Source organism: Bradyrhizobium sp. Kon10 (assembly GCF_055807395.1).
The window spans coordinates 1-17706 of sequence record NZ_JBVVOZ010000010.1 but is presented as its reverse complement, the minus strand read 5'-3'; the positions used below and the strand labels follow the sequence as shown (position 1 = coordinate 17706).

Genomic DNA, 17706 nt, shown 5'->3' with positions numbered 1-17706 from the left:
CCTTGATGGTTCATCATCCTTAACTATTTGGGCCCATTCTTGAACTGGCAGTTCCCCTTTTTGCCCCCGGTGTTTTCATGCGATCATTGCTCGCGCTCATGTCCTGCGCCTCCATCCTTGCGGCATCCAGCGCCGTCGCCGAGACCCGCGTCTTCATCATTCCGAATCAGGCGGAGGGCTACGGCGTCGACCAGTGCCTGGCCAAGGGCGACAAATGCGGCGCGCAGGTCGCCCGCAACTACTGCCAGTCACGCGATTTTGCCCAGGCTTCCGCCTATCGCCGGGTCGATCCCGACGAAATTACCGGCTCTGTCCCCAAATCCGGCGCAAACTGCTCCCATGGCCATTGCGACGAATATGTCGCAATCACCTGCCAGCGCTGAATTCGCTCGGAACTGGCGGATCTTAGGACCAGTCTTCGGCCCCTGAAACGACGTGACGCTGCCGCAGGAAGCGGCTATTGGAGGGCGCGTTCGGCCCCTCGAGTCACATTGGAAAGTCACTTGGGGCCGTGACCTCGCTAGAATGGCGGATATGCCTGAATTTTTGTCTCTCTCCCGTCCCCGCTCCTTCCTTGCCTGTGCGGTGCTCCTGAGCACGATCGTGCTCGCCGGCGATGCTCTCGCGCAGGCTGGCCCTCCCGGACCACCGCCTCCGGGTGCGCAAGGCGGGCCCGGATCGAACCCGATGTGTGTACGCCTGGAAGGACAGCTCGCCGGGCTCGACCGTGGGACGAACGGCGACCCCGCGCGCGACGAACAGATCCGCCGCTACCAGGACTCTCAGGCCAAGCAGCAGGCCGAGCTCGACCGCGTCACCATGCAGGCCAAGCGCATGGGTTGCGATTCCTCCGGCTTCTTCTCGCTCTTCAGCGGCCAGTCGGCGCAATGCGGTCCGGTCAACACCCAGATCCAGCAGATGCGCGCCAATCTGGACCAGATCACCGGCAACCTCGAACGCCTGCGCGGCGGCGGTGCCGGCGGCGCCAGCCCCGAGCGCGACAGCCAGCGCCGTTCGGTGCTGATCGCGCTCGCGCAGAACAATTGCGGACCGCAATATGCCAACGCCGTGCAGTCGCAGGGTGGCAACTTCCTGAGCAATCTGTTCGGCGGCGGCAACAACCCCAACAATCCGCAAGGGGTGCCGCCCGCCGACCTCGGCCCGCAATCCGGCACCTATCGCACCGTGTGCGTGCGTACCTGCGACGGCGCCTATTTCCCGATCTCGTTCGCCACCGTGCCGGCGCGCTTCCCCGATGACGAGAGGACCTGCAAGGCGTTGTGTCCGGCGGCCGAAGCCGTGCTCTACGCCCACCGCAATCCGGGCGAGGACATGAACTCCGCGGTCTCGATCAGCGGACAGCCCTACACGGCGCTGCCGACCGCCTTCAAATTCCGCACCGAGTTCAACCCGTCCTGCTCCTGCAAGGCCGCCGGCCAGAGCTGGGCGGACGCGCTGAAGTCCGCCGACGACAAGGCCAGCGTCGAGCAGCAGGGCGACATCATCGTCACCGAGGAAAGCGCCAAGAAGATGCAGCAGCGGCAGCTCACCAAGGGCGCGACCGGCAAGAAGGGCGCCGCACCCGCGCCAACGGCGGCCAACGCGCCAGCCGCAGCCCCGCCTGCCGATACCGGCACGGCGGCTAGCTCGGAGAACAAGCCGATCCGCTCGGTCGGCCCGACTTTCCTGCCGCAGCAACAGAAGTAGAGGCGTTCTCCGCTGTCATGCTCCGCGAAGGCGGGGCATCCAGTACTCCGCGGCGCGGATTGGAACAGGTCTCGCAGGGTGGGCAAAAGCGCGCAGCGCTGTGCCCACCATTTTTACGGCGATTGGAAAAGAAGTGGTGGGCACGCTTCGCTTTGCCCACCCTACTCGATCAACTCACCCTTCGAACGCGTCGATTGAGGCCTGATTGCCGCGCGACACGAGTGTCTCGTCCGCCGCGGCCAGCGGCTCGCCGCTGTCGCGAAAGCGGTTGGTGATGGGATAGCGGCGGTCGCGGCCGAAATTCCTGGGCGTCACCTTGACGCCGGGCGCGGCCTGGCGTCGCTTGTATTCGGCGACGTTGAGGAGATGATCGACACGCACCACCGTCTCGCGATCGAAACCGGCGGCGATGATCTGGTCGAGCGGCTGTTCGCGTTCGACCAGACGCTCGAGGATCGCATCGAGTACCTCATAGGGCGGCAGCGAGTCCTGATCGGTCTGGTTCTCGCGCAACTCTGCGGTCGGCGGGCGCGTGATGATGTCGGGCGGAATCACCTCGCCCGCGGGCCCAAGTGCGCCGTCGGGCTTCCAGCTATTGCGTAGCGCTGCCAGCCGAAACACCTGCGTCTTGGAGATGTCCTTGATCGGATTGAAGCCGCCGTTCATGTCGCCATAGAGCGTGGCGTAACCGACCGACATTTCCGACTTGTTGCCGGTGGTCACCACCATCAGCCCGGTCTTGTTGGAGATCGCCATCAGCAGCGTGCCGCGGGTGCGGGCCTGAAGATTTTCCTCGGTCATATCAGGCGGCAGATTCTTGAAGATGCCTTCGAGGATGGCCTCAAAACCGTTCACGGCTTCCGCGATCGGCAGCACCTCGTAGCGGATCCCCAAATGCCCAGCGAGCTCGCCGGCATCAGCGATCGAGCTCGCCGCCGTGTAGCGGTAAGGCAGCATCACGCCGTGGACCTGATCGGCGCCGAGCGCATCCACGGCGATCGCCGCGCACAGCGCGGAATCGATGCCGCCGGAAATGCCGAGCAGCACACCGGGAAAGCCGTTCTTGCCGACGTAATCGCGCAGGCCGAGCACACAGGCGGCATAGTCGGCATGGTCGCCCTCGGGCTGCTCGGCGATCGGCCCGGCGCAGCGCCAGTCGTCACCGGTCCTGGTGAACCGCAGCGTGGTGATGCTCTCTTCGAATGCGGGCAATTGGGCAGCAAGCGAGAAATCGCCGTTGAGCGCGAACGAGGCGCCGTCGAACACCAGCTCGTCCTGGCCGCAGACCTGGTTGAGCCAGACCAGCGGCAGGCCGCTTTCGGTGACCCGCGCCACCGCCACAGACAGTCGCACGTCGTTCTTGTCGCGGGCATAGGGCGAGCCGTTCGGCACCAGAATGATCTCGGCGCCGGTCTCGGCCAGCGTCTCGACCACGTTCTCGTAGTCCTCGGATTCTTCCAGCCAGATGTCCTCGCAGATCGGTACGCCAATCCGCACGCCGCGCACGGTGACGGGCCCTGAGGCAGGTCCGCGCGAGAACAGCCGCTTCTCGTCGAACACGCCGTAGTTCGGCAGGTTGCACTTGAAGCGCAAGCTCGCGATGCGGCCGCCATCGAGCAGCGCGCAGGCATTGTAGAGCTTGCCGTCCTCGACCCAGGGCGTGCCGACCAGCATGGCCGGCCCGCCATCGGCGGTCTCGCGCGCCAGCGTTTCAATCGCGGCGCGACAGGCGGCCTGGAACGCCGGCTTCTGCACGAGGTCCTCCGGCGGATAGCCGGCGATGAACAATTCCGGAAACAGCACGAGATCGGCGCGATCGGCGGCTGCCTGCGCACGCGCAGCCCGCGCCTTGGCGGCGTTGCCCTCGATGTCGCCCATGACCGGATTGAGCTGGGCGAGCGTGACCGCGAATGCGTCGAGACGTTCGGTCATGTGCGCCTTGTCCGATGTTGTCGCTAAACGAAACCCAACCGCTCGACGATGGCAAGGATCCAGAATGCCCCGGCCATCAGCAGCGCGACGCCGACCGCGGCTGAGCCCATGTCCTTGACCCGCCCGATCTGCTTGTCGTGATCCAAGGTCAGGCGGTCAGCGAGCTTCTCGATCGCGGTGTTGAGCAATTCAACCACCAGAACGAACGCCACCGCACACACCAATTCGACCGCGCGCATCGCGGTCGCGGCGACGAACCAGGCCAGCGGCAGCGACAACAGGAGCGCAACAATCTCCTCGCGGACGGCCTGCTCCGAGCGGAACGCAAAGGCCAGACCGTTGCGGGAGTTGATCGTGGCCTTCCAGATCCGCAGCAAGGTCCTAGAGCCCCGCTGCGGCCGGCATCGGCCTGACCTTGCCGGCGCGTTCCTGCTTGAGCAGCTCCGCGACCAGGAAGGCCATATCTATGGATTGCTCGGCATTGAGGCGGGGATCACAGACCGTGTGGTAGCGGTCGTTGAGATCCTCGTCGGTGATGGCGCGGGCGCCGCCGATACACTCGGTGACGTCCTGACCGGTCATCTCCAGATGCACGCCGCCGGCGTGGGTGCCTTCGGCGGCGTGAATCGTGAAGAACGACTTCACCTCCGACAGCACGCGGTCGAACGGCCGCGTCTTGTAGCCCGAGGTCGAGGTGATGGTGTTGCCGTGCATGGGATCGCACGACCAGACCACCACCCTGCCCTCGCGCTTCACGGCGCGGATCAGGTTCGGCAGGTGGTCGGCGACCTTGTCCGAGCCAAAGCGGTTGATCAGCGTCAGCCGGCCGGGCTCGTTGTCGGGATTGAGCACGTCGATCAGCCTCAACAATTCGTCCGGCTTGAGCGAGGGGCCGCATTTCAGGCCGATCGGGTTCTTGATGCCGCGGAAATATTCGACATGGGCGTGATCGAGCTGGCGGGTGCGGTCGCCGATCCAGATCATGTGGCCTGAGGTCGCGTACCAGTCGCCGGTGGTGGAATCGACCCGGGTCATGGCCTGCTCGTAGCCGAGCAGCAGCGCCTCGTGGCTGGTGTAGAAATCGGTGGCGCGCAGCTCAGGATGAGCTTCAAGATCAAGGCCGCAGGCGCGCATGAAGTTCAGCGCGTCCGAGATTCGGTCGGCCAATTCCTTGTAGCGGCGGGATTGAGGTGAATCCTTCAGGAACCCGAGCATCCATTGATGCACGCTGCCGAGATTGGCGTAGCCGCCGGTGGCGAACGCGCGCAGCAGGTTCAGCGTCGCGGCCGACTGGCGATAGGCCATCAGCTGACGCTGCGGGTCCGGCACGCGCGCTTCCTTGGTGAAGGCGATGTCGTTGACGATGTCGCCGCGATAGCTCGGCAGCTCGACACCGTTGATCTTCTCGGTCGGCGAGGAGCGTGGCTTGGCGAATTGGCCGGCGACGCGGCCGACCTTCACCACCGGCACCGCGCCGGCATAGGTCAGCACGACGGCCATCTGGAGCAGCACGCGGAAGAAATCGCGGATGTTGTTGGCGCCGTGCTCGGCAAAACTCTCGGCACAGTCGCCGCCCTGGAGCAGGAAAGCCTCGCCGGCCGCCACGCGCGCCAGCGCCTTTTTCAGGTTGCGCGCCTCGCCCGCAAACACCAGCGGCGGAAAGGTCGCAAGCTGCGCCTCGACGTCGGCCAGGGCCTTCGCATCGGGATAGTCCGGCACCTGTAGCACCGGCTTGCTGCGCCAGGACTCGGGCGTCCACCGCTCGGACATCGCAATCTCTCCGTGAAGCAAAAAGTGCAACCTGATCTGTGGGTTGCGAGGGCCGCCTTATACACAGGCTGACCACGGGCCGCCAGTTGTAAATCCGTTTCGCACTGCAAACCCTTGCGGGGAAAGCTGAATTCGCATTTGCTGGGAGCCAGGGGAAACTCAGGCCAGACAGCTGGTGCCCATGGACGCGGCGCGCGACGACGTTTTCATCGACGAGATCAGCTTCCCGGCGACCGACGGGTATGCGCTGAGCGGCACCCTGTTCCTGCCGCGCGGCACCAAGCGCCATGCCGTGCTGATCAACTCCGCCACCGCTGTCCCGCGAAAAATCTACCGCGGCTTTGCCTCCTATCTCGCCCACCGCGGCTGCGCGGTGATGACCTATGACTATCGCGGCATCGGCGATTCCCGGCGGCCCGCGATGGTCGGCTACAACCAGCCGAAATCGCTGGTCGGTTTCAAGGCCTCGATGTCGGACTGGGCCGCACTCGACGTCACGGCCGCAGTGCGCTGGATGCGCGAGCGGTACACCACGCTGCCGTTTGCCTATGTCGGCCATTCCTTCGGCGGCCAGGCTCTTGGGCTCCTCGAAAACAATTCGGAAGTTTCGCGCGCCATGTTATTGGCCTCGCAGGCCGCGACCTGGCGGCTGATGACGTCGCCGGAAAAGTACCGCATCTATGCCTTCATGAACTTTGTCGGCGTGCCGCTGGTCCAGGCGCTCGGCTACGCGCCAGGCTGGGCCGGCATCGGCGAGGATTTGCCCAAGGGCGTCTTCCTGCAATGGGCCGAATGGGTCTCGAGCCCGCACTATCTGTTCGATTCGAAGCTGCCGGCGCTGGAGAATTTCGCCAAGTTCAAGGGTGAGCTGCGCGCGCTGTGCTTCTCCGACGATCCATGGGCAACGCGGCCTGCGGTAGAATTGCTCTCGAGTGGCTTTACCGCGATCAAGCCGGAGGTGCTGACCGTCAAACCATCCGACGTCGGGGCCAAGGCGATCGGCCATTTCGGCTTCTTCCGCCCCGAGCACCGCGACACGCTCTGGCGCAGCGTGGCCGAATGGGTCCAGGGGGAGTGATCGTCAAACGGCTGCGGGCAATCTGGCGATGATCCTCAATCCGGTTCGCCCCGCTTCAGTGATGTTTACAGCTTCAATCGATCCGCCAAGCCGATCGACCATCCGCTTGACGATCGAAAGGCCAAGACCGACGCCGTCGCCCTCCGGATGCTGGCCGCGGAAGAACGGCTCAAATATCCGATCGATCTCGTCCGGAGCCACGCCGGACCCGGTGTCCTCGATCTGAAGGATCGCCGCCGCGCCGTCCCGGTACACACACGCATCGATCCGTCCGCCTCGCCGGGTGAAGCGCAGCGCATTGTCGAGGAGATTGCGGACCAGCGCGGCAAGCATCACCACTTCACCGCGAACCGCGACGGGTTCGACGCGCGCGAAGCCGAGATCGATGCCGCGATGGGCTGCTTCGGGCAACGTATCGGCGACGACCTCTTTCGCCACGCCATCAAGCGCCACGAGTGGCATCGTCACACGGTCGTATGGTCCCGCCTCCTGCCTTGCGAGCGCGAGCAATTGCTCCAGGAGATGTTTCGTCCTGCGAATTCCCTCCTGGAGCACCGCGACGCGATCGCGCGCGCCCGCGGGCAGATCGACCGGATCAAGATTCTCCGCTTGCAAGCTCAGCGCGGTGATCGGCGTACGCAATTCATGCGCCGCATCCGCAACGAAGCGCCGCTGCTGGTCCATCAAAAGGCGCACCCGTTGCAACAGCCCGTTGATCGACGCAATAAACGGATGCAGCTCGCTCGGCATCTGCGCCGTCGGCAGTGGCGTCATGTCGTCGGCACGTCTTCTGTCGAGACTGCCGGCAAGGCGAACCATCGGCCGCAGCGAGCGCGCGATAACGATGGCGGTGACCAGCAGCAGGCAGGGAATGAGCGCCGCGATCGGCAGCACGGTGCGGAATCCCATGTCGCTTGCGATCTCGTCGCGCACCGAGGTGCGTTGCGCCACCGCAAAGCGCGTGCCGTCCGGCCGCGTTCGCAGCAGCACGCGGATGGGCTGTTCCCTTCGCGTTGCGAGCGCAAGACCGTCCTTGAGGCCCCAGAGCTTGAGCTCGCCATTGTCATTCGGCCGCGTGGCGGACTGTTCGATCAGCCACACTTCGGCGTCCTCATCAACGCCGTGCAGCTCGCGACCGCCGGTGAGGTTCGCCGACTGGACGAGAGCCGCGATCTGGATCAGGACGGAGTCCTGCATCTCGATGGCCTCGTCAAAAGCCCAGCGATGAGCGAACAGGCCGCTGGCAATGCCGGTCAGCAGGATGATCGCGGTCAGGCCCGCGAAAAGACGCCCTCGCAACGACCTGATCATAGGCGCCGATCCACCATCCAGCCGACGCCACGTACGTTGCGGATCGCATCGGTGCCGAGCTTCTTGCGCACCGCATGGATCAGGAATTCGATCGCGTTGCTCGCAACCTCCTCGTTCCAGCCATAGATCTGCCGTTCGAGCTCGCCGCGCGACAGGATCGCACCTGGGCGCGACAACAGCGCCTGGAGCAGTGCAAATTCGCGAGCGGTGAGCACCGCGGATTTCGTGAGATACGTGGCCTTCCGGCTCGCAGGGTCCAGGTTGAGCGTTCCATTGCCGAGCTGCGCCGGCGAGCCGCTGGCCTCGCGGCGGGTGACCGCACGCATCCGCGCCAGCAGTTCGCGGATCTCAAACGGCTTGACGAGATAATCGTCGGCACCGAGGTCGAGTCCCTCGATCCGGTCGTCGATCCCATCGCGCGCGGTCACAATGATGACGGGAAGCTTGCGGCCGCCCGCGCGCAACCGCCGCAAAATGTCCCGGCCGTCCATGTTCGGCAGGCCAAGATCGAGCAGCAGCACCTCATAGGCCTCGCTCGCGGCTGCAAGCAGCGCGGCCTCGCCGTCCCTGACCCAATCGACGGCATAAGCGGCGTCCTTCAGCGCCTGCTCGACGGCGGCCCCGACCATCCTGTCGTCCTCAATCAGCAGAACACGCAAAACCCGATCCTCAAAGTTCCCGGCCATTCGGCCCTCAGATCATGACCCTTCCGACTTAGCCCGGAGTTAGGGAGCCTCAGCGGGCCCGAATTGCGGCGAAGGCCGCCCTGCGCCGAAAAATCCCTAAGCCGGGCCTAAGTTGCCTGCACCACGGTCCGGCATCGCTTCGGCTTTGGGAGATTTTTGGCGTGTCGCAATATTCGGTCTATGGCGCAAGACAGATGCTGAACAAGGTTCCGGAGGTCACCGCGATTTTCTGGGCCATTAAGATTCTCTCGACGACGGTCGGCGAGACCGGCGCCGACTATCTTGCGGTGCATGTCGGCCTCGGCGCCAGCCTGACGGCCATCTGCATGAGCGCCCTGCTGGTTGCCGCGCTGCTCATGCAACTGAGCCGCCGCGCCTATGTGCCCCGGATCTACTGGCTCACCGTCATCCTCGTCAGCATCGTCGGCACGCAGCTCACTGATCTCCTCACCGACAAGCTCGAGATCAGCCTCTATGTCAGTACCGCCGCGTTCGCCTGCGCGCTCGCAGCGACCTTTGCGATCTGGCACGGCGCAGAGCGCACGCTGTCGATCCACACCATCGTGACGAGGCGGCGCGAATTGTTTTACTGGACCGCGATCCTGTTCACCTTCGCGCTCGGCACGGCCGCGGGCGATCTCGCGACCGAAGCGCTCGGCCTCGGCTTCCAGCTCGGCGTCGTCGCGTTTGCCGCGCTGATCGCCGCGGTAGCGTTCGCCTTCTACCTCGGCGCCAACCCCGTCTTGACCTTCTGGCTCGCCTACATCCTCACCCGTCCGCTTGGCGCCTCGCTCGGCGATCTGCTGTCGCAGTCGCACGAGTATGGTGGCATGGGTCTCGGCACGGTCCACACCAGCATCGTCTTCCTGACCGTGATCGTCGGCCTCGTCGCCTGGGTGACGTTCGAAGGCGGTGGCGCGCGCCGTGCCGATCAGGCGCAATGACTCCAATCGGAACTTCAACGCTCCCTGAAGGAAAGCAGGAGCCGCAACAGGAGAAATCACATGATGAAACTCATTGCCGCCGTCGCCGTTTGCCTGGTGACAACCTTTTCCGGCGGGCCGTGGATGAATGCGAGTCAGCACATTACCTTCGTGCCGCTCGCGGAGGCCGCGACGACTAGGCTCGGCGACCTCACGCCGTTCCGAACCATCGCGGTCGAAGTTGCCGCGATCATCGACAAGGGCGACCTTCCTGGCGCCAAGACCCGGATCAAGGATCTCGAGACCAAATGGGATGAAGCCGAGGCGGGACTAAAGCCGCGCGCGGCCGCCGACTGGCACTCCGTTGACAAAGCAATCGACCGCGCGCTGGAGGCGCTGCGCGCGGGAACACCGGATGCCGCAAAGTGCAAGCAGGCTGTCACCGATCTGCTTTTGGTCATGGATCGCGTCGCCAAGGCGTGACCCTGTCCGCGCGCCGTCATCCATCAGCCGCAGACCACGATTGGCGGCTGACGTAGCGAAGAGGATTCCATGAAAGATCACACGAATATCCGCATCGTCAGCGAGAGCAAGGTCCCGGAAGTCACGCTCGGCTTCTGGATCATCAAGATCGCCGCCACGACGTTGGGCGAAACCGGTGGCGACACCGTCACGATGACGTTGAACTGGGGCTATCTCGCGGGGACCGGCCTGTTCCTCGCCGCGATGGTCGTCCTGGTCGCAGCGCAAATCCGCGCGCGAAAATTCCATCCGGCGCTGTACTGGGCGACGATCGTGGCATCGACGACCTTCGGCACGACGATGGCCGACTTCGCCGACCGATCGCTCGGCATCGGCTACACCGGCGGCTCGACGCTGCTGCTGACCTGTCTCGTGCTGGTGCTCGGCCTTTGGTATCGCACCGAGGGAACCATTTCGGTCGACAGCGTCAGTACACCGCGCGTCGAAGCTTTCTACTGGGCCGCCATCACCTTTTCGCAGACGCTAGGCACCGCGCTCGGCGACTGGCTCGCCGATACTGGCGATATGGGTTACCGCGGTGGTGCGCTGATCTTCGCGGCGGCGCTCGCCGTTGTTGCCGCGCTGTATTTCTGGACGCGCGTCTCGCGCGTTACGCTGTTCTGGGCGGCCTTCATCCTGACGCGTCCATTGGGCGCGACCGTCGGCGACTTTCTCGACAAGCCGCTCGACCACGGCGGCCTCGCCTTGAGCCGGCCGCTGGCCTCGGCCTTGATCGCGGCTTTCATGGTGACGTGCGTGTTGCTGTTGCCGCAACGCGCGGGACGGCATCCGGGTGAGAACCCGGCCGCGGAGCGAGCCTGAAAAGCCGACTAGCGGATGATCGTCGTCAGCGACGAGTAGCGCCTGTTCGACCTGGATTCAGCCGGCGAAAACTGCGCAAAGGCGGCGCTGACGCGCACCGCCGGCGGTGTGTCGCCTGCGAAGCGGAATTCCTTCGGGCGCGGCGCGTAGAAGCCGGCGCTGTAATAGGCGTCGTCGAAACGCGCCTCGCCGACGCCGAACACCGCGTCGCACGCGAACAGCAGCGCGTAGACACCCGCCACCGCAACGACGATCTCCCTGAGAACTGACATGCTGATGCCCCACTCTTTGCCGGGAAGCATGCACGTCGGTTCCAAAACCGAGGTTTAAGGCTGGTTGAATCTTGTCCGCAGGGTTTGCTTGGGCTGAGCGGAATGCAGACAATTTTACCGATCTCGATAGTGAGAGGCGGCCTGAGCAGGCCTTCCTGATCTCAGATCGCCAGCTCGTCCTTGAGCGCGGAGATCACCTGCTCGCCTTGAGTGGTGAGCCGGTAGGTCACCAGCGGACGGCTCGAGGGCGGCTTGCGGTCGAGTTCGACGATGTAGCCGCGCACCATCAGGGCTTCAAAGCTTCCGTAATAGCCGAACATGCTGATCTGGTTCTGCTTGAGCACCTTGAACTCGCGCAGCAGGCTGATCTCGTTGCCTGAGAGCAGCGACCTGCGGACGCGCTGAACGAACCGCGCCCGTTGCTCGAACCAGGCCTGGTCGGGCAGCTCGCGCGACGCTGGCGCGGGGTCCCGTTCGCACGGACGCGCTTCGGCGACGGCAACAACCGGCGGCAGGCTTGGGATGCTGCTGCCGACCGTTGCTTTCGCGACGTCGAGCAAGGCAACGGGCCAGCGCCGCTTGTTGTCCACCATCACCGGCGGGGGCACGACGCTGTCACGCACCAATTGCTCGAAGCGGCCGGCGGTCACGCCGACATAAGCCGCCGCGCGGCGACGGTCGACCAGAGCGGCGTCACGCCCGTGCTCCGGCTCGCAAGCGATAGTCTCGTCCACCCCGAAATCCCCTGCCGCATCGTTGCGGGCGCGCCATCGCGCGGGCCCGACAGGCCCGTCCCCGCATGACACTAGGGTGAAAACAGCGCTCTCAAAAGGCAGAGAATTTCGCACATATTGCTGCCGTTTCGGCAACAGCTATAGTCGGGTTGGGGGTCCCATGCGATTTCACTCACCGGCCATCCAGTACTTCCACGCCGTCCGCCGCACCGGCTCGATCCGGGCTGCGGCGCGGCTCCTGAACGTCGCCTCGTCCGCCGTCAGCCGTCAAATTCTCAAGCTGGAACAGGAGGTTGGATCACCATTGTTCGAGCGCAATGCGCGCGGCCTGACACTGACGACGGTCGGCGAGATGCTGGCCCGGCACGTGATGAACGTGCTGCAGGACCTCGATCGCTTCCGCTCGGATGTCGCGTCCCTGTCGGGCGCCTGGCACGGCACGGTCAGCATCGCCTGCATCGAGTCGCTCACAGAATCAGTGCTGCCGGACCTGATCGCCGCGCACCGCGGCCGCGCCCGGCGCGTCAGCTTCACCACGGAGGTGATGGGATCCTCGGGGGTGCTGGAAGCCCTCAGCCGTGGCGAGACCGATGTCGGCATCGCGATCGCTCTCAGGCATCCGCCCGACCTGCGGCAGGTTGCGCTGAAACGGTTTCGCCTCGGCGCACTGGTCGCACGCGAGCATCCGCTGGCGCGCCGCAAGACGGTCACGCTGGAGCAATGCCTCGCCTTTCCCGTCATCAACGCGTTGCCGGAGCTGTCGATCTATCATTTGCTCCAGCCGCTGATCGCGCAGCTGTCGGAGACGCCTGAGCCTGCGATCCAGGCCAACTCGATCGACCTGATGCGTGAGCTCGCCGCGCGCGGCGTCGGCGTCGCATTCCAGACCCAGCTTGGGATCGGCCGGCTGTCGCGCGAGGGCCAGCTCGTGTTCCTGACGCTGGACAATGCCGGCAGCCCGGTATGGTCGGATCTCGGCATTTATGTCCGCGCCGAGCGTACCCTGCCCGCCTACACCGAGTCCTTCCTTCAGGAGCTCGTGCGCGAGCTCGGCGAGCGCGAGCGTCAGGAGAACGCGGCCTATCCGCATGTTGCGTGATGACGCGTCGCCGCCCCCCAGTACTTATCCGGAATATGGCCGATGACAGGCTATCTGATACCTTTCCTGGATTGAGCCGCCATCTCAGACTACCCCTCGAGGATTCCAAGATGCCGCTCCATCGGCTGAAGCCATCGCGCGTCCTCGCCATCGAGCGCTTCTCGGAGTTCGGCCAATTTCGCGCCAACGAGGTGCTCGGTCTCGGCACCAGTACGCCGCTTCGCCCGCGCGATTTCTCGCTGTCGCGCGCCATCCTGCCGCTTGAGGACGGGCTGTTCGTGCTCCAGCGCGCCTTCGCCCGCCAGCTTGACGTCGATGTCGGCACCGACCATGGCGTCGGCCTCGTCGTCCCGTTCTGCTTTCACTCGATCAGCAACGGCCGCGAAATCGACAATTCGACGGTGAACGTCGTTCGCGGCAAGGTCCCCGTCAAATCCGTCGAGCAGAATCCAAACACCTATCTGATGATGCGCTTCAACTCCGACATGCGCCATCGCGGCTGGGCGGATTACGACAGCGGGCTCGGATTCTTCCGGCCGCATGACGAGACGATGGCACGCCTGCGCGCCACGATCCTGAACATGTTCAGCCTGGCCGCCGAAGCCAACGATCCCCGGCAGTTCGAAGCGCTGAACCGGCCGATCCAGGAGACGCTGCTCGCCTGCCTCGACGCAACGCTGGTGCCCGCCGACGCGCTGGCCCCGCGACGCGGGTCGTTCGACAAGCACCGCAGGCTGATCGCGAGTCTCGATGAAGTGGCCGCTCTATGCGGCGGCAAACCGCTCTACAGCGACGATCTCGCGAACGCGCTCGGCGTCTCCGTGCGCACGCTCCAGACCGCGGCGCGCGCGGTGCATGGCATCAGCCTGCATCACTATCTGCGGCTCAAGCGCTTATGGTCGGTTCGCATGCAGCTGATGTCCGCGGGCAACGGGGCGACCATCAAGGCTGCGGCGCTCGCGAACGGGTTCTGGCACATGGGCGAATTTTCAAACGTCTACAAGACGATGTTCGGCGAGATGCCGTCCGAGACGCTGGCAAACGCCCGCCATTTTGCGGGCGCCACGCTTCGCTTCTGACCCGGGCGCGACGGCAATTCCCGCCAGTCGCGTCGTGTTCAGCCCTCAGCCGTGGCCGGCTTTGCGCTGCCCGCTCTCGCTGATGCGGTCGACCCAGGCGATGCCGACCGCGGAGATGATGAAGGTCAGGTGGATCAGCACCTGCCACATCACGCCGGTCTCGGTGAAATTGCTGCGGGTCGTGCCGAGATTGCCCGCCTCGATGAAGGTCCGAAGCAGCGAGATCGAGGAGATGCCGATGATCGCCATGGCAAGCTTGATCTTGAGCACGCTGGCATTGACGTGGCTCAGCCATTCCGGCTCGTCGGGATGACCGTTCAAGTTCAGTCGCGACACGAACGTCTCGTACCCGCCGACGATCACCATCACCAGCAGGTTCGAGATCATCACGACGTCGATCAGCCCGAGCACGATCAGCATGATTTGCTGCTCGCTGGCGTCGAACGAGTGCGCGACCAGGTGCCAGAGCTCCTTCAGGAACAGCAGCACATAGACTGCCTGCGCGATGATGAGGCCGACATAGAGCGGCACTTGCAACCACCGCGAGCCGAAGATGAGCTGGGCAAACGGCCCGATCTGCGGCGGTGGCGCGGACAGCGCCAAACGTGCTTTGGGTTCGGACATCATTGATCACTCCGGATTGCGGACAGGGACGCGCCTCTGCTCAGAGGCTCGCGATGACCGGCGCGAGCTCGAGCGAGCCGCGATAGATCATCTGGAAGGCGACGTAGACGATGATGGCGAGGCCGACATAGGCGATCCAGCGCTGCTTCTGGAGCACGCGGCCGAGCAGGTCAGCGGCGATGCCCATCAGCGCGACCGACAGCAGCAGGCCGAAGACGAGGATGTAGGGATGCTCGCGCGCGGCGCCTGCGACCGCCAGCACGTTGTCGAGCGACATCGAGACGTCCGCGGCGACGATCTGCGCCGCGGCTTGCCCGAACGTCTTGCGCGGCACCGATGCCGTGCTTGCGCCGTTACCATGGCCGAACGCGAGCGCGCTCGAATGCGCAGCCTGCTCACGCAGCTCGCGCCACATCTTCCAGCAAACCCACAGAAGCAGGACGCCGCCGGCCAGCAGCAGACCGATGACCTGCAACAATTGGGTCGCAATGCCGGCGAAGACGATGCGCAAGCCAGTGGCGGCAACGATGCCGACGACGATGGCGCGCCGGCGCTGCTCGGCGGGCAGGCCCGCCGCGGCAAGGCCGATGACGACGGCGTTGTCGCCGGCCAGCACAAGGTCGATCAGGACGACCTGGAGCAGCGCGGTCAGCGCGTCGACGGCGATGAATTCAGTCATGTTCGATCATTTTTGAGATGCGGACGGATCGAGCCAATGCGGCTTGCGGCGCTCGATCCAGTCGAAGACCTTTGAACGGGACGAGCGCAGCGCCGGCACGTCCTCGGCGAGCAATGCAAGCCCAAGCGGCAGCATCCAGATGCCGAGCACCGGCAGGAACGACAGCACGCCACCGACGACGAGCAGCGCGCCGGAGGGAATTCTGACCCAGCGACTGGATGGTTTCAGCAGATAGGTGACGGCGCCCGCAACGCGCGGCGGAAGCCGATGGACGAGCGCGTCGAGCCGCGGGTCACCGCCGGCTGTTTCGCCAGCGGCTTCCTCGGGTCTCGTCCTTTGCTCGTCGGAAGCGGCACTCATGCTTCCTCCGCGGAGACGACGCGCTGTTTCGAACGCGCAGTCGAGACGACTGGCTTTGCGCGCGGCAACACCAGCGTCAGCAGGCGCAGCAGCTTGATCGCCTGCACCTCATGCGGATGCACGTCCTCGTCCGCGGCCGCGACGCGCTCCGACAGCTCGACGAGATGGGACGAGAGCGGCAGGTCCGCGATCGGCCGCAGCTTCTCGATCACCACATTGGCGAAGTCCGGCTCTTCGAGCCGCTCTGCAAGCTCGTCGAACATCGCGAACAGGCGCTCCTCAGCGAGGTGCGGCGCCAGTCCGCGCTCCCTGATGAAGCGGATCACCTCGTCGCGCTCGACCGGCGAAACGCGCCGGTCGGCAACCGCGACCAGTGCGCCGGCAATCACCAGGGCCACCGCAGCCTGCTCATTGAGACCGGACGGTTCGGTGATATCGAGTTCGATTGGATTTGAGTATTTGGCGTCAGTCATCGTTGCTCCTCAACTTTGCGAAATGGCCGCACGGAGCTGCGATGGGGACGATTGGGTCGGAGGCAACACAGAAGGCCCGACGATCGGCCGATCCATCGCATTCGCGCGGGACAGGTCATCCGACATCGCGAGGTTTGACCGACATTGTCGGCGTCCTCGCCAGAGGGGCCCGGATTCTTGTTGTCCTAGCAGATAAAGCCGAGACCATCGGAATCAAGACGGAACCAGTGCGACCAGCCGCCGCATCGGTTTCCTTGTGGCGGTGTATCCGCCGTGTGGAGTCGGGAATGAAACGTTAGATCGGTGCGCCAAAATGCAGTAAGCCGACCTCACGCCACTTCGCACCACGGACCATCGAGATGCGGCCAGAGCAACGCCTTCGCCCATGAGCCCTCAGGTCGCGAGAACCTGCGGAAGCTGCACGGCCTGCTGCGATGGCTGGCTCCGGATCGAAGTGCGTGGACACAAGGTGAGCAAGGGGCAACCCTGCCCGTTCAGCGTGGCGCAGCGATGCGCGATCTATCCTGAGCGCCCACAACATCCCTGCCGCGAATTCGTCTGCGGCTGGCTGGTAGGGTCCAGCCCGCTGCCGGATTGGATGCGGCCGGACCGATCCGACATGATCATGCTGGCTGCCAATTTCTTTTGGCGCGGCCTGCCTGTCGATGTCGTGGTGCCGGTCGGCAGGCAGCCGAAGCAGAAGGCGCTGGATTGGCTGACCGGGTTTTGCACCGAAAACAGGCGCCTCCTCGTCTACCAGATCGGTGAGGAATGGTTCGCGTTCGGCCCGACCGCCTTCCAGACCGACATCGCTGGCCGTCTCGGACGTGGCGAAACGCCGTGGGGCGATTGACACAAGTCGCGGAAGCTATTCGCCTTTTCAGGCGGAGATCATTGGATGTGCTGCAATGCGACGCATCGCCGCGCGACACATTTTGTCAGGAATAGTTGCGATTTGGCCACACGCGCCGGGAAAGCGCGCGCGGCGCTATCGCGAGCGTTGTATGTGGCATCTGGCATACAATAGGCTCCACTTTATCCCGGGCGGATCAGACGGCCCGCGGCATAAAGGGGAAACGACATGAGGAAGGCCTTCCTGCTTGGAACAGGCTTCGCGGCGCTGTGCGCAACGGCTCTCAATCAACCGCTGCGAGCTGCAACACTTGACGACGTCGTCGCGCGCCTCGATGCCCTCGAGCGCAACAACGCAAAGCTCGCGAAAGAGAACGCGCGACTTCGCGAACGCGTCAATCACGTGGGCGAGACGAAGTCAGCGGTAACCGCAGTCGCGCCGGCATCGCCCAAGGGCAATCCGGTGCTGCATGCGGCGGTCGCGCCATCGCCGGCACCTGAGCACACCGTCGTCAGCGTCGGCGGTGCTCCGCTCTACAGCAAGGCGCCCGGCACGAATCCGTTCATCGATAACACGACGGTCACGCTCTACGGCCACGTCGATCTCTCCGGCGACATCTTCAACGCCGGCGTTTACGACCAGGGCACCAAGTTCGGCGTTTCCTCTAACCTCACTTATTTCGGGGTGCGCGCGCGTCACAATCTCGATCCCTATGGCTATCCGGGATGGGCGGCAATCGCACAATTCGAGTCGCTGGTGGAGGTCGCAGCCGTTCCGACCGA

At 64.7% G+C, this 17706-nt stretch carries 21 protein-coding genes; 10 read left to right on the top strand and 11 right to left on the bottom strand.

Annotation, left to right across the window (positions count from 1 at the left end; all coding sequences use genetic code 11):
- Positions 1-77: 77 nt before the first annotated feature.
- Both AC0L2O_RS15895 and AC0L2O_RS15890 read left to right on the top strand, forming a co-directional pair.
- A complete protein-coding gene (locus AC0L2O_RS15895; protein WP_369724654.1) occupies positions 78-383 on the top strand; it encodes a hypothetical protein in 306 nt (101 codons plus the stop codon).
- A 142-nt stretch (positions 384-525) separates the two neighbouring features.
- Complete coding sequence (locus AC0L2O_RS15890; RefSeq protein ID WP_473370377.1) at positions 526-1707, top strand: DUF2865 domain-containing protein; 1182 nt, start codon at positions 526-528, stop codon at positions 1705-1707.
- Between the two features lie 174 nt (positions 1708-1881).
- Here the strand turns inward: AC0L2O_RS15890 and AC0L2O_RS15885 are convergent, their stop codons facing one another.
- From AC0L2O_RS15885 to AC0L2O_RS15875, 3 genes are read right to left on the bottom strand one after another with little or no spacing between them, the layout of a single operon-like run.
- A complete protein-coding gene (locus AC0L2O_RS15885; protein ID WP_473370376.1) occupies positions 1882-3639 on the bottom strand; it encodes an NAD+ synthase in 1758 nt (585 codons plus the stop codon).
- A gap of 23 nt (positions 3640-3662) precedes the next feature.
- Positions 3663-4016: a diacylglycerol kinase gene (locus AC0L2O_RS15880; RefSeq protein WP_369724658.1), complete on the bottom strand. Its 354-nt coding sequence runs from the start codon at positions 4014-4016 to the stop codon at positions 3663-3665.
- A 4-nt stretch (positions 4017-4020) separates the two neighbouring features.
- On the bottom strand, positions 4021-5409 hold the full coding sequence (locus AC0L2O_RS15875; RefSeq protein ID WP_369724659.1) for a class II 3-deoxy-7-phosphoheptulonate synthase: 1389 nt from the start codon (positions 5407-5409) through the stop codon (positions 4021-4023).
- 181 nt (positions 5410-5590) lie between these two features.
- Here AC0L2O_RS15875 and AC0L2O_RS15870 point away from each other — a divergent pair, with 181 nt between their 5' ends.
- Complete coding sequence (locus AC0L2O_RS15870; protein ID WP_473370494.1) at positions 5591-6487, top strand: alpha/beta hydrolase family protein; 897 nt, start codon at positions 5591-5593, stop codon at positions 6485-6487.
- 3 nt (positions 6488-6490) lie between these two features.
- Here the strand turns inward: AC0L2O_RS15870 and AC0L2O_RS15865 are convergent, their stop codons facing one another.
- Positions 6491-7786: an ATP-binding protein gene (locus AC0L2O_RS15865; RefSeq protein WP_473370375.1), complete on the bottom strand. Its 1296-nt coding sequence runs from the start codon at positions 7784-7786 to the stop codon at positions 6491-6493.
- An 8-nt stretch (positions 7787-7794) separates the two neighbouring features.
- Positions 7795-8457, bottom strand: coding sequence for a response regulator (locus AC0L2O_RS15860; RefSeq protein ID WP_369724665.1), 663 nt, complete (start codon positions 8455-8457; stop codon positions 7795-7797).
- A 221-nt stretch (positions 8458-8678) separates the two neighbouring features.
- On the opposite strand from AC0L2O_RS15860, the gene AC0L2O_RS15855 reads away from it, so the two are divergent.
- From AC0L2O_RS15855 to AC0L2O_RS15845, 3 genes are all read left to right on the top strand, one after another.
- On the top strand, positions 8679-9428 hold the full coding sequence (locus AC0L2O_RS15855) for a COG4705 family protein (protein ID WP_473370493.1): 750 nt from the start codon (positions 8679-8681) through the stop codon (positions 9426-9428).
- Positions 9429-9488: 60 nt separating this feature from the next.
- Entirely contained in the window at positions 9489-9890 is a 402-nt protein-coding gene (locus AC0L2O_RS15850) for a hypothetical protein (protein ID WP_473370374.1), read from the top strand.
- A gap of 69 nt (positions 9891-9959) precedes the next feature.
- On the top strand, positions 9960-10751 hold the full coding sequence (locus tag AC0L2O_RS15845) for a COG4705 family protein (protein ID WP_369724669.1): 792 nt from the start codon (positions 9960-9962) through the stop codon (positions 10749-10751).
- A gap of 8 nt (positions 10752-10759) precedes the next feature.
- Here AC0L2O_RS15845 and AC0L2O_RS15840 read toward each other — a convergent pair whose 3' ends face one another.
- Entirely contained in the window at positions 10760-11023 is a 264-nt protein-coding gene (locus AC0L2O_RS15840) for a hypothetical protein (RefSeq protein WP_369724671.1), read from the bottom strand.
- 161 nt (positions 11024-11184) lie between these two features.
- Positions 11185-11757: a hypothetical protein gene (locus AC0L2O_RS15835; RefSeq protein ID WP_369724673.1), complete on the bottom strand. Its 573-nt coding sequence runs from the start codon at positions 11755-11757 to the stop codon at positions 11185-11187.
- Positions 11758-11917: 160 nt separating this feature from the next.
- On the opposite strand from AC0L2O_RS15835, the gene AC0L2O_RS15830 reads away from it, so the two are divergent.
- Positions 11918-12856, top strand: a complete 939-nt coding sequence (locus AC0L2O_RS15830; protein WP_473370373.1) for a LysR family transcriptional regulator — start codon at positions 11918-11920, stop codon at positions 12854-12856.
- Between the two features lie 110 nt (positions 12857-12966).
- Positions 12967-13935 (top strand): helix-turn-helix domain-containing protein, encoded by a 969-nt coding sequence (locus AC0L2O_RS15825; protein WP_473370372.1) that lies wholly within the window; start codon positions 12967-12969, stop codon positions 13933-13935.
- 45 nt (positions 13936-13980) lie between these two features.
- Here AC0L2O_RS15825 and AC0L2O_RS15820 read toward each other — a convergent pair whose 3' ends face one another.
- The 4 genes from AC0L2O_RS15820 to AC0L2O_RS15805 are packed head-to-tail and all read right to left on the bottom strand — an operon-like array spanning position 13981 to position 16071.
- Positions 13981-14562, bottom strand: coding sequence for a TIGR00645 family protein (locus AC0L2O_RS15820; RefSeq protein ID WP_369724680.1), 582 nt, complete (start codon positions 14560-14562; stop codon positions 13981-13983).
- A 37-nt stretch (positions 14563-14599) separates the two neighbouring features.
- Positions 14600-15238: a TerC family protein gene (locus tag AC0L2O_RS15815; protein ID WP_473370371.1), complete on the bottom strand. Its 639-nt coding sequence runs from the start codon at positions 15236-15238 to the stop codon at positions 14600-14602.
- Between the two features lie 6 nt (positions 15239-15244).
- Entirely contained in the window at positions 15245-15598 is a 354-nt protein-coding gene (locus AC0L2O_RS15810) for a hypothetical protein (RefSeq protein ID WP_369724684.1), read from the bottom strand.
- Entirely contained in the window at positions 15595-16071 is a 477-nt protein-coding gene (locus AC0L2O_RS15805; protein ID WP_409189215.1) for a tellurite resistance TerB family protein, read from the bottom strand. Before AC0L2O_RS15805 ends, AC0L2O_RS15810 begins: the two co-directional genes overlap by 4 nt.
- Positions 16072-16540: 469 nt before the next feature.
- On the opposite strand from AC0L2O_RS15805, the gene AC0L2O_RS15800 reads away from it, so the two are divergent.
- Both AC0L2O_RS15800 and AC0L2O_RS15795 read left to right on the top strand, forming a co-directional pair.
- Complete coding sequence (locus AC0L2O_RS15800; protein WP_409189216.1) at positions 16541-16924, top strand: hypothetical protein; 384 nt, start codon at positions 16541-16543, stop codon at positions 16922-16924.
- A 228-nt stretch (positions 16925-17152) separates the two neighbouring features.
- A partial coding sequence (locus tag AC0L2O_RS15795) for a hypothetical protein (protein ID WP_473370370.1) occupies positions 17153-17706 on the top strand: 554 nt, incomplete at its 3' end.

Excerpts from the sequence above, each read along its gene's own strand:
- AC0L2O_RS15870 (WP_473370494.1), top strand. The coding sequence starts at position 5,591 with ATGGACGCGGCGCGCGACGACGTTTTCATCGACGAGATCAGCTTCCCG.
- AC0L2O_RS15820 (WP_369724680.1), bottom strand. The coding sequence starts at position 14,562 with ATGATGTCCGAACCCAAAGCACGTTTGGCGCTGTCCGCGCCACCGCCG.
- AC0L2O_RS15855 (WP_473370493.1), top strand. The coding sequence starts at position 8,679 with ATGCTGAACAAGGTTCCGGAGGTCACCGCGATTTTCTGGGCCATTAAG.
- AC0L2O_RS15885 (WP_473370376.1), bottom strand. The coding sequence starts at position 3,639 with ATGACCGAACGTCTCGACGCATTCGCGGTCACGCTCGCCCAGCTCAAT.
- AC0L2O_RS15890 (WP_473370377.1), top strand. The coding sequence starts at position 526 with ATGGCGGATATGCCTGAATTTTTGTCTCTCTCCCGTCCCCGCTCCTTC.
- AC0L2O_RS15830 (WP_473370373.1), top strand. The coding sequence starts at position 11,918 with ATGCGATTTCACTCACCGGCCATCCAGTACTTCCACGCCGTCCGCCGC.
- AC0L2O_RS15850 (WP_473370374.1), top strand. The coding sequence starts at position 9,489 with ATGATGAAACTCATTGCCGCCGTCGCCGTTTGCCTGGTGACAACCTTT.
- AC0L2O_RS15805 (WP_409189215.1), bottom strand. The coding sequence starts at position 16,071 with ATGACTGACGCCAAATACTCAAATCCAATCGAACTCGATATCACCGAA.
- AC0L2O_RS15815 (WP_473370371.1), bottom strand. The coding sequence starts at position 15,238 with ATGACTGAATTCATCGCCGTCGACGCGCTGACCGCGCTGCTCCAGGTC.
- AC0L2O_RS15810 (WP_369724684.1), bottom strand. The coding sequence starts at position 15,598 with ATGAGTGCCGCTTCCGACGAGCAAAGGACGAGACCCGAGGAAGCCGCT.
- AC0L2O_RS15840 (WP_369724671.1), bottom strand. The coding sequence starts at position 11,023 with ATGTCAGTTCTCAGGGAGATCGTCGTTGCGGTGGCGGGTGTCTACGCG.
- AC0L2O_RS15825 (WP_473370372.1), top strand. The coding sequence starts at position 12,967 with ATGCCGCTCCATCGGCTGAAGCCATCGCGCGTCCTCGCCATCGAGCGC.
- AC0L2O_RS15875 (WP_369724659.1), bottom strand. The coding sequence starts at position 5,409 with ATGTCCGAGCGGTGGACGCCCGAGTCCTGGCGCAGCAAGCCGGTGCTA.
- AC0L2O_RS15845 (WP_369724669.1), top strand. The coding sequence starts at position 9,960 with ATGAAAGATCACACGAATATCCGCATCGTCAGCGAGAGCAAGGTCCCG.
- AC0L2O_RS15895 (WP_369724654.1), top strand. The coding sequence starts at position 78 with ATGCGATCATTGCTCGCGCTCATGTCCTGCGCCTCCATCCTTGCGGCA.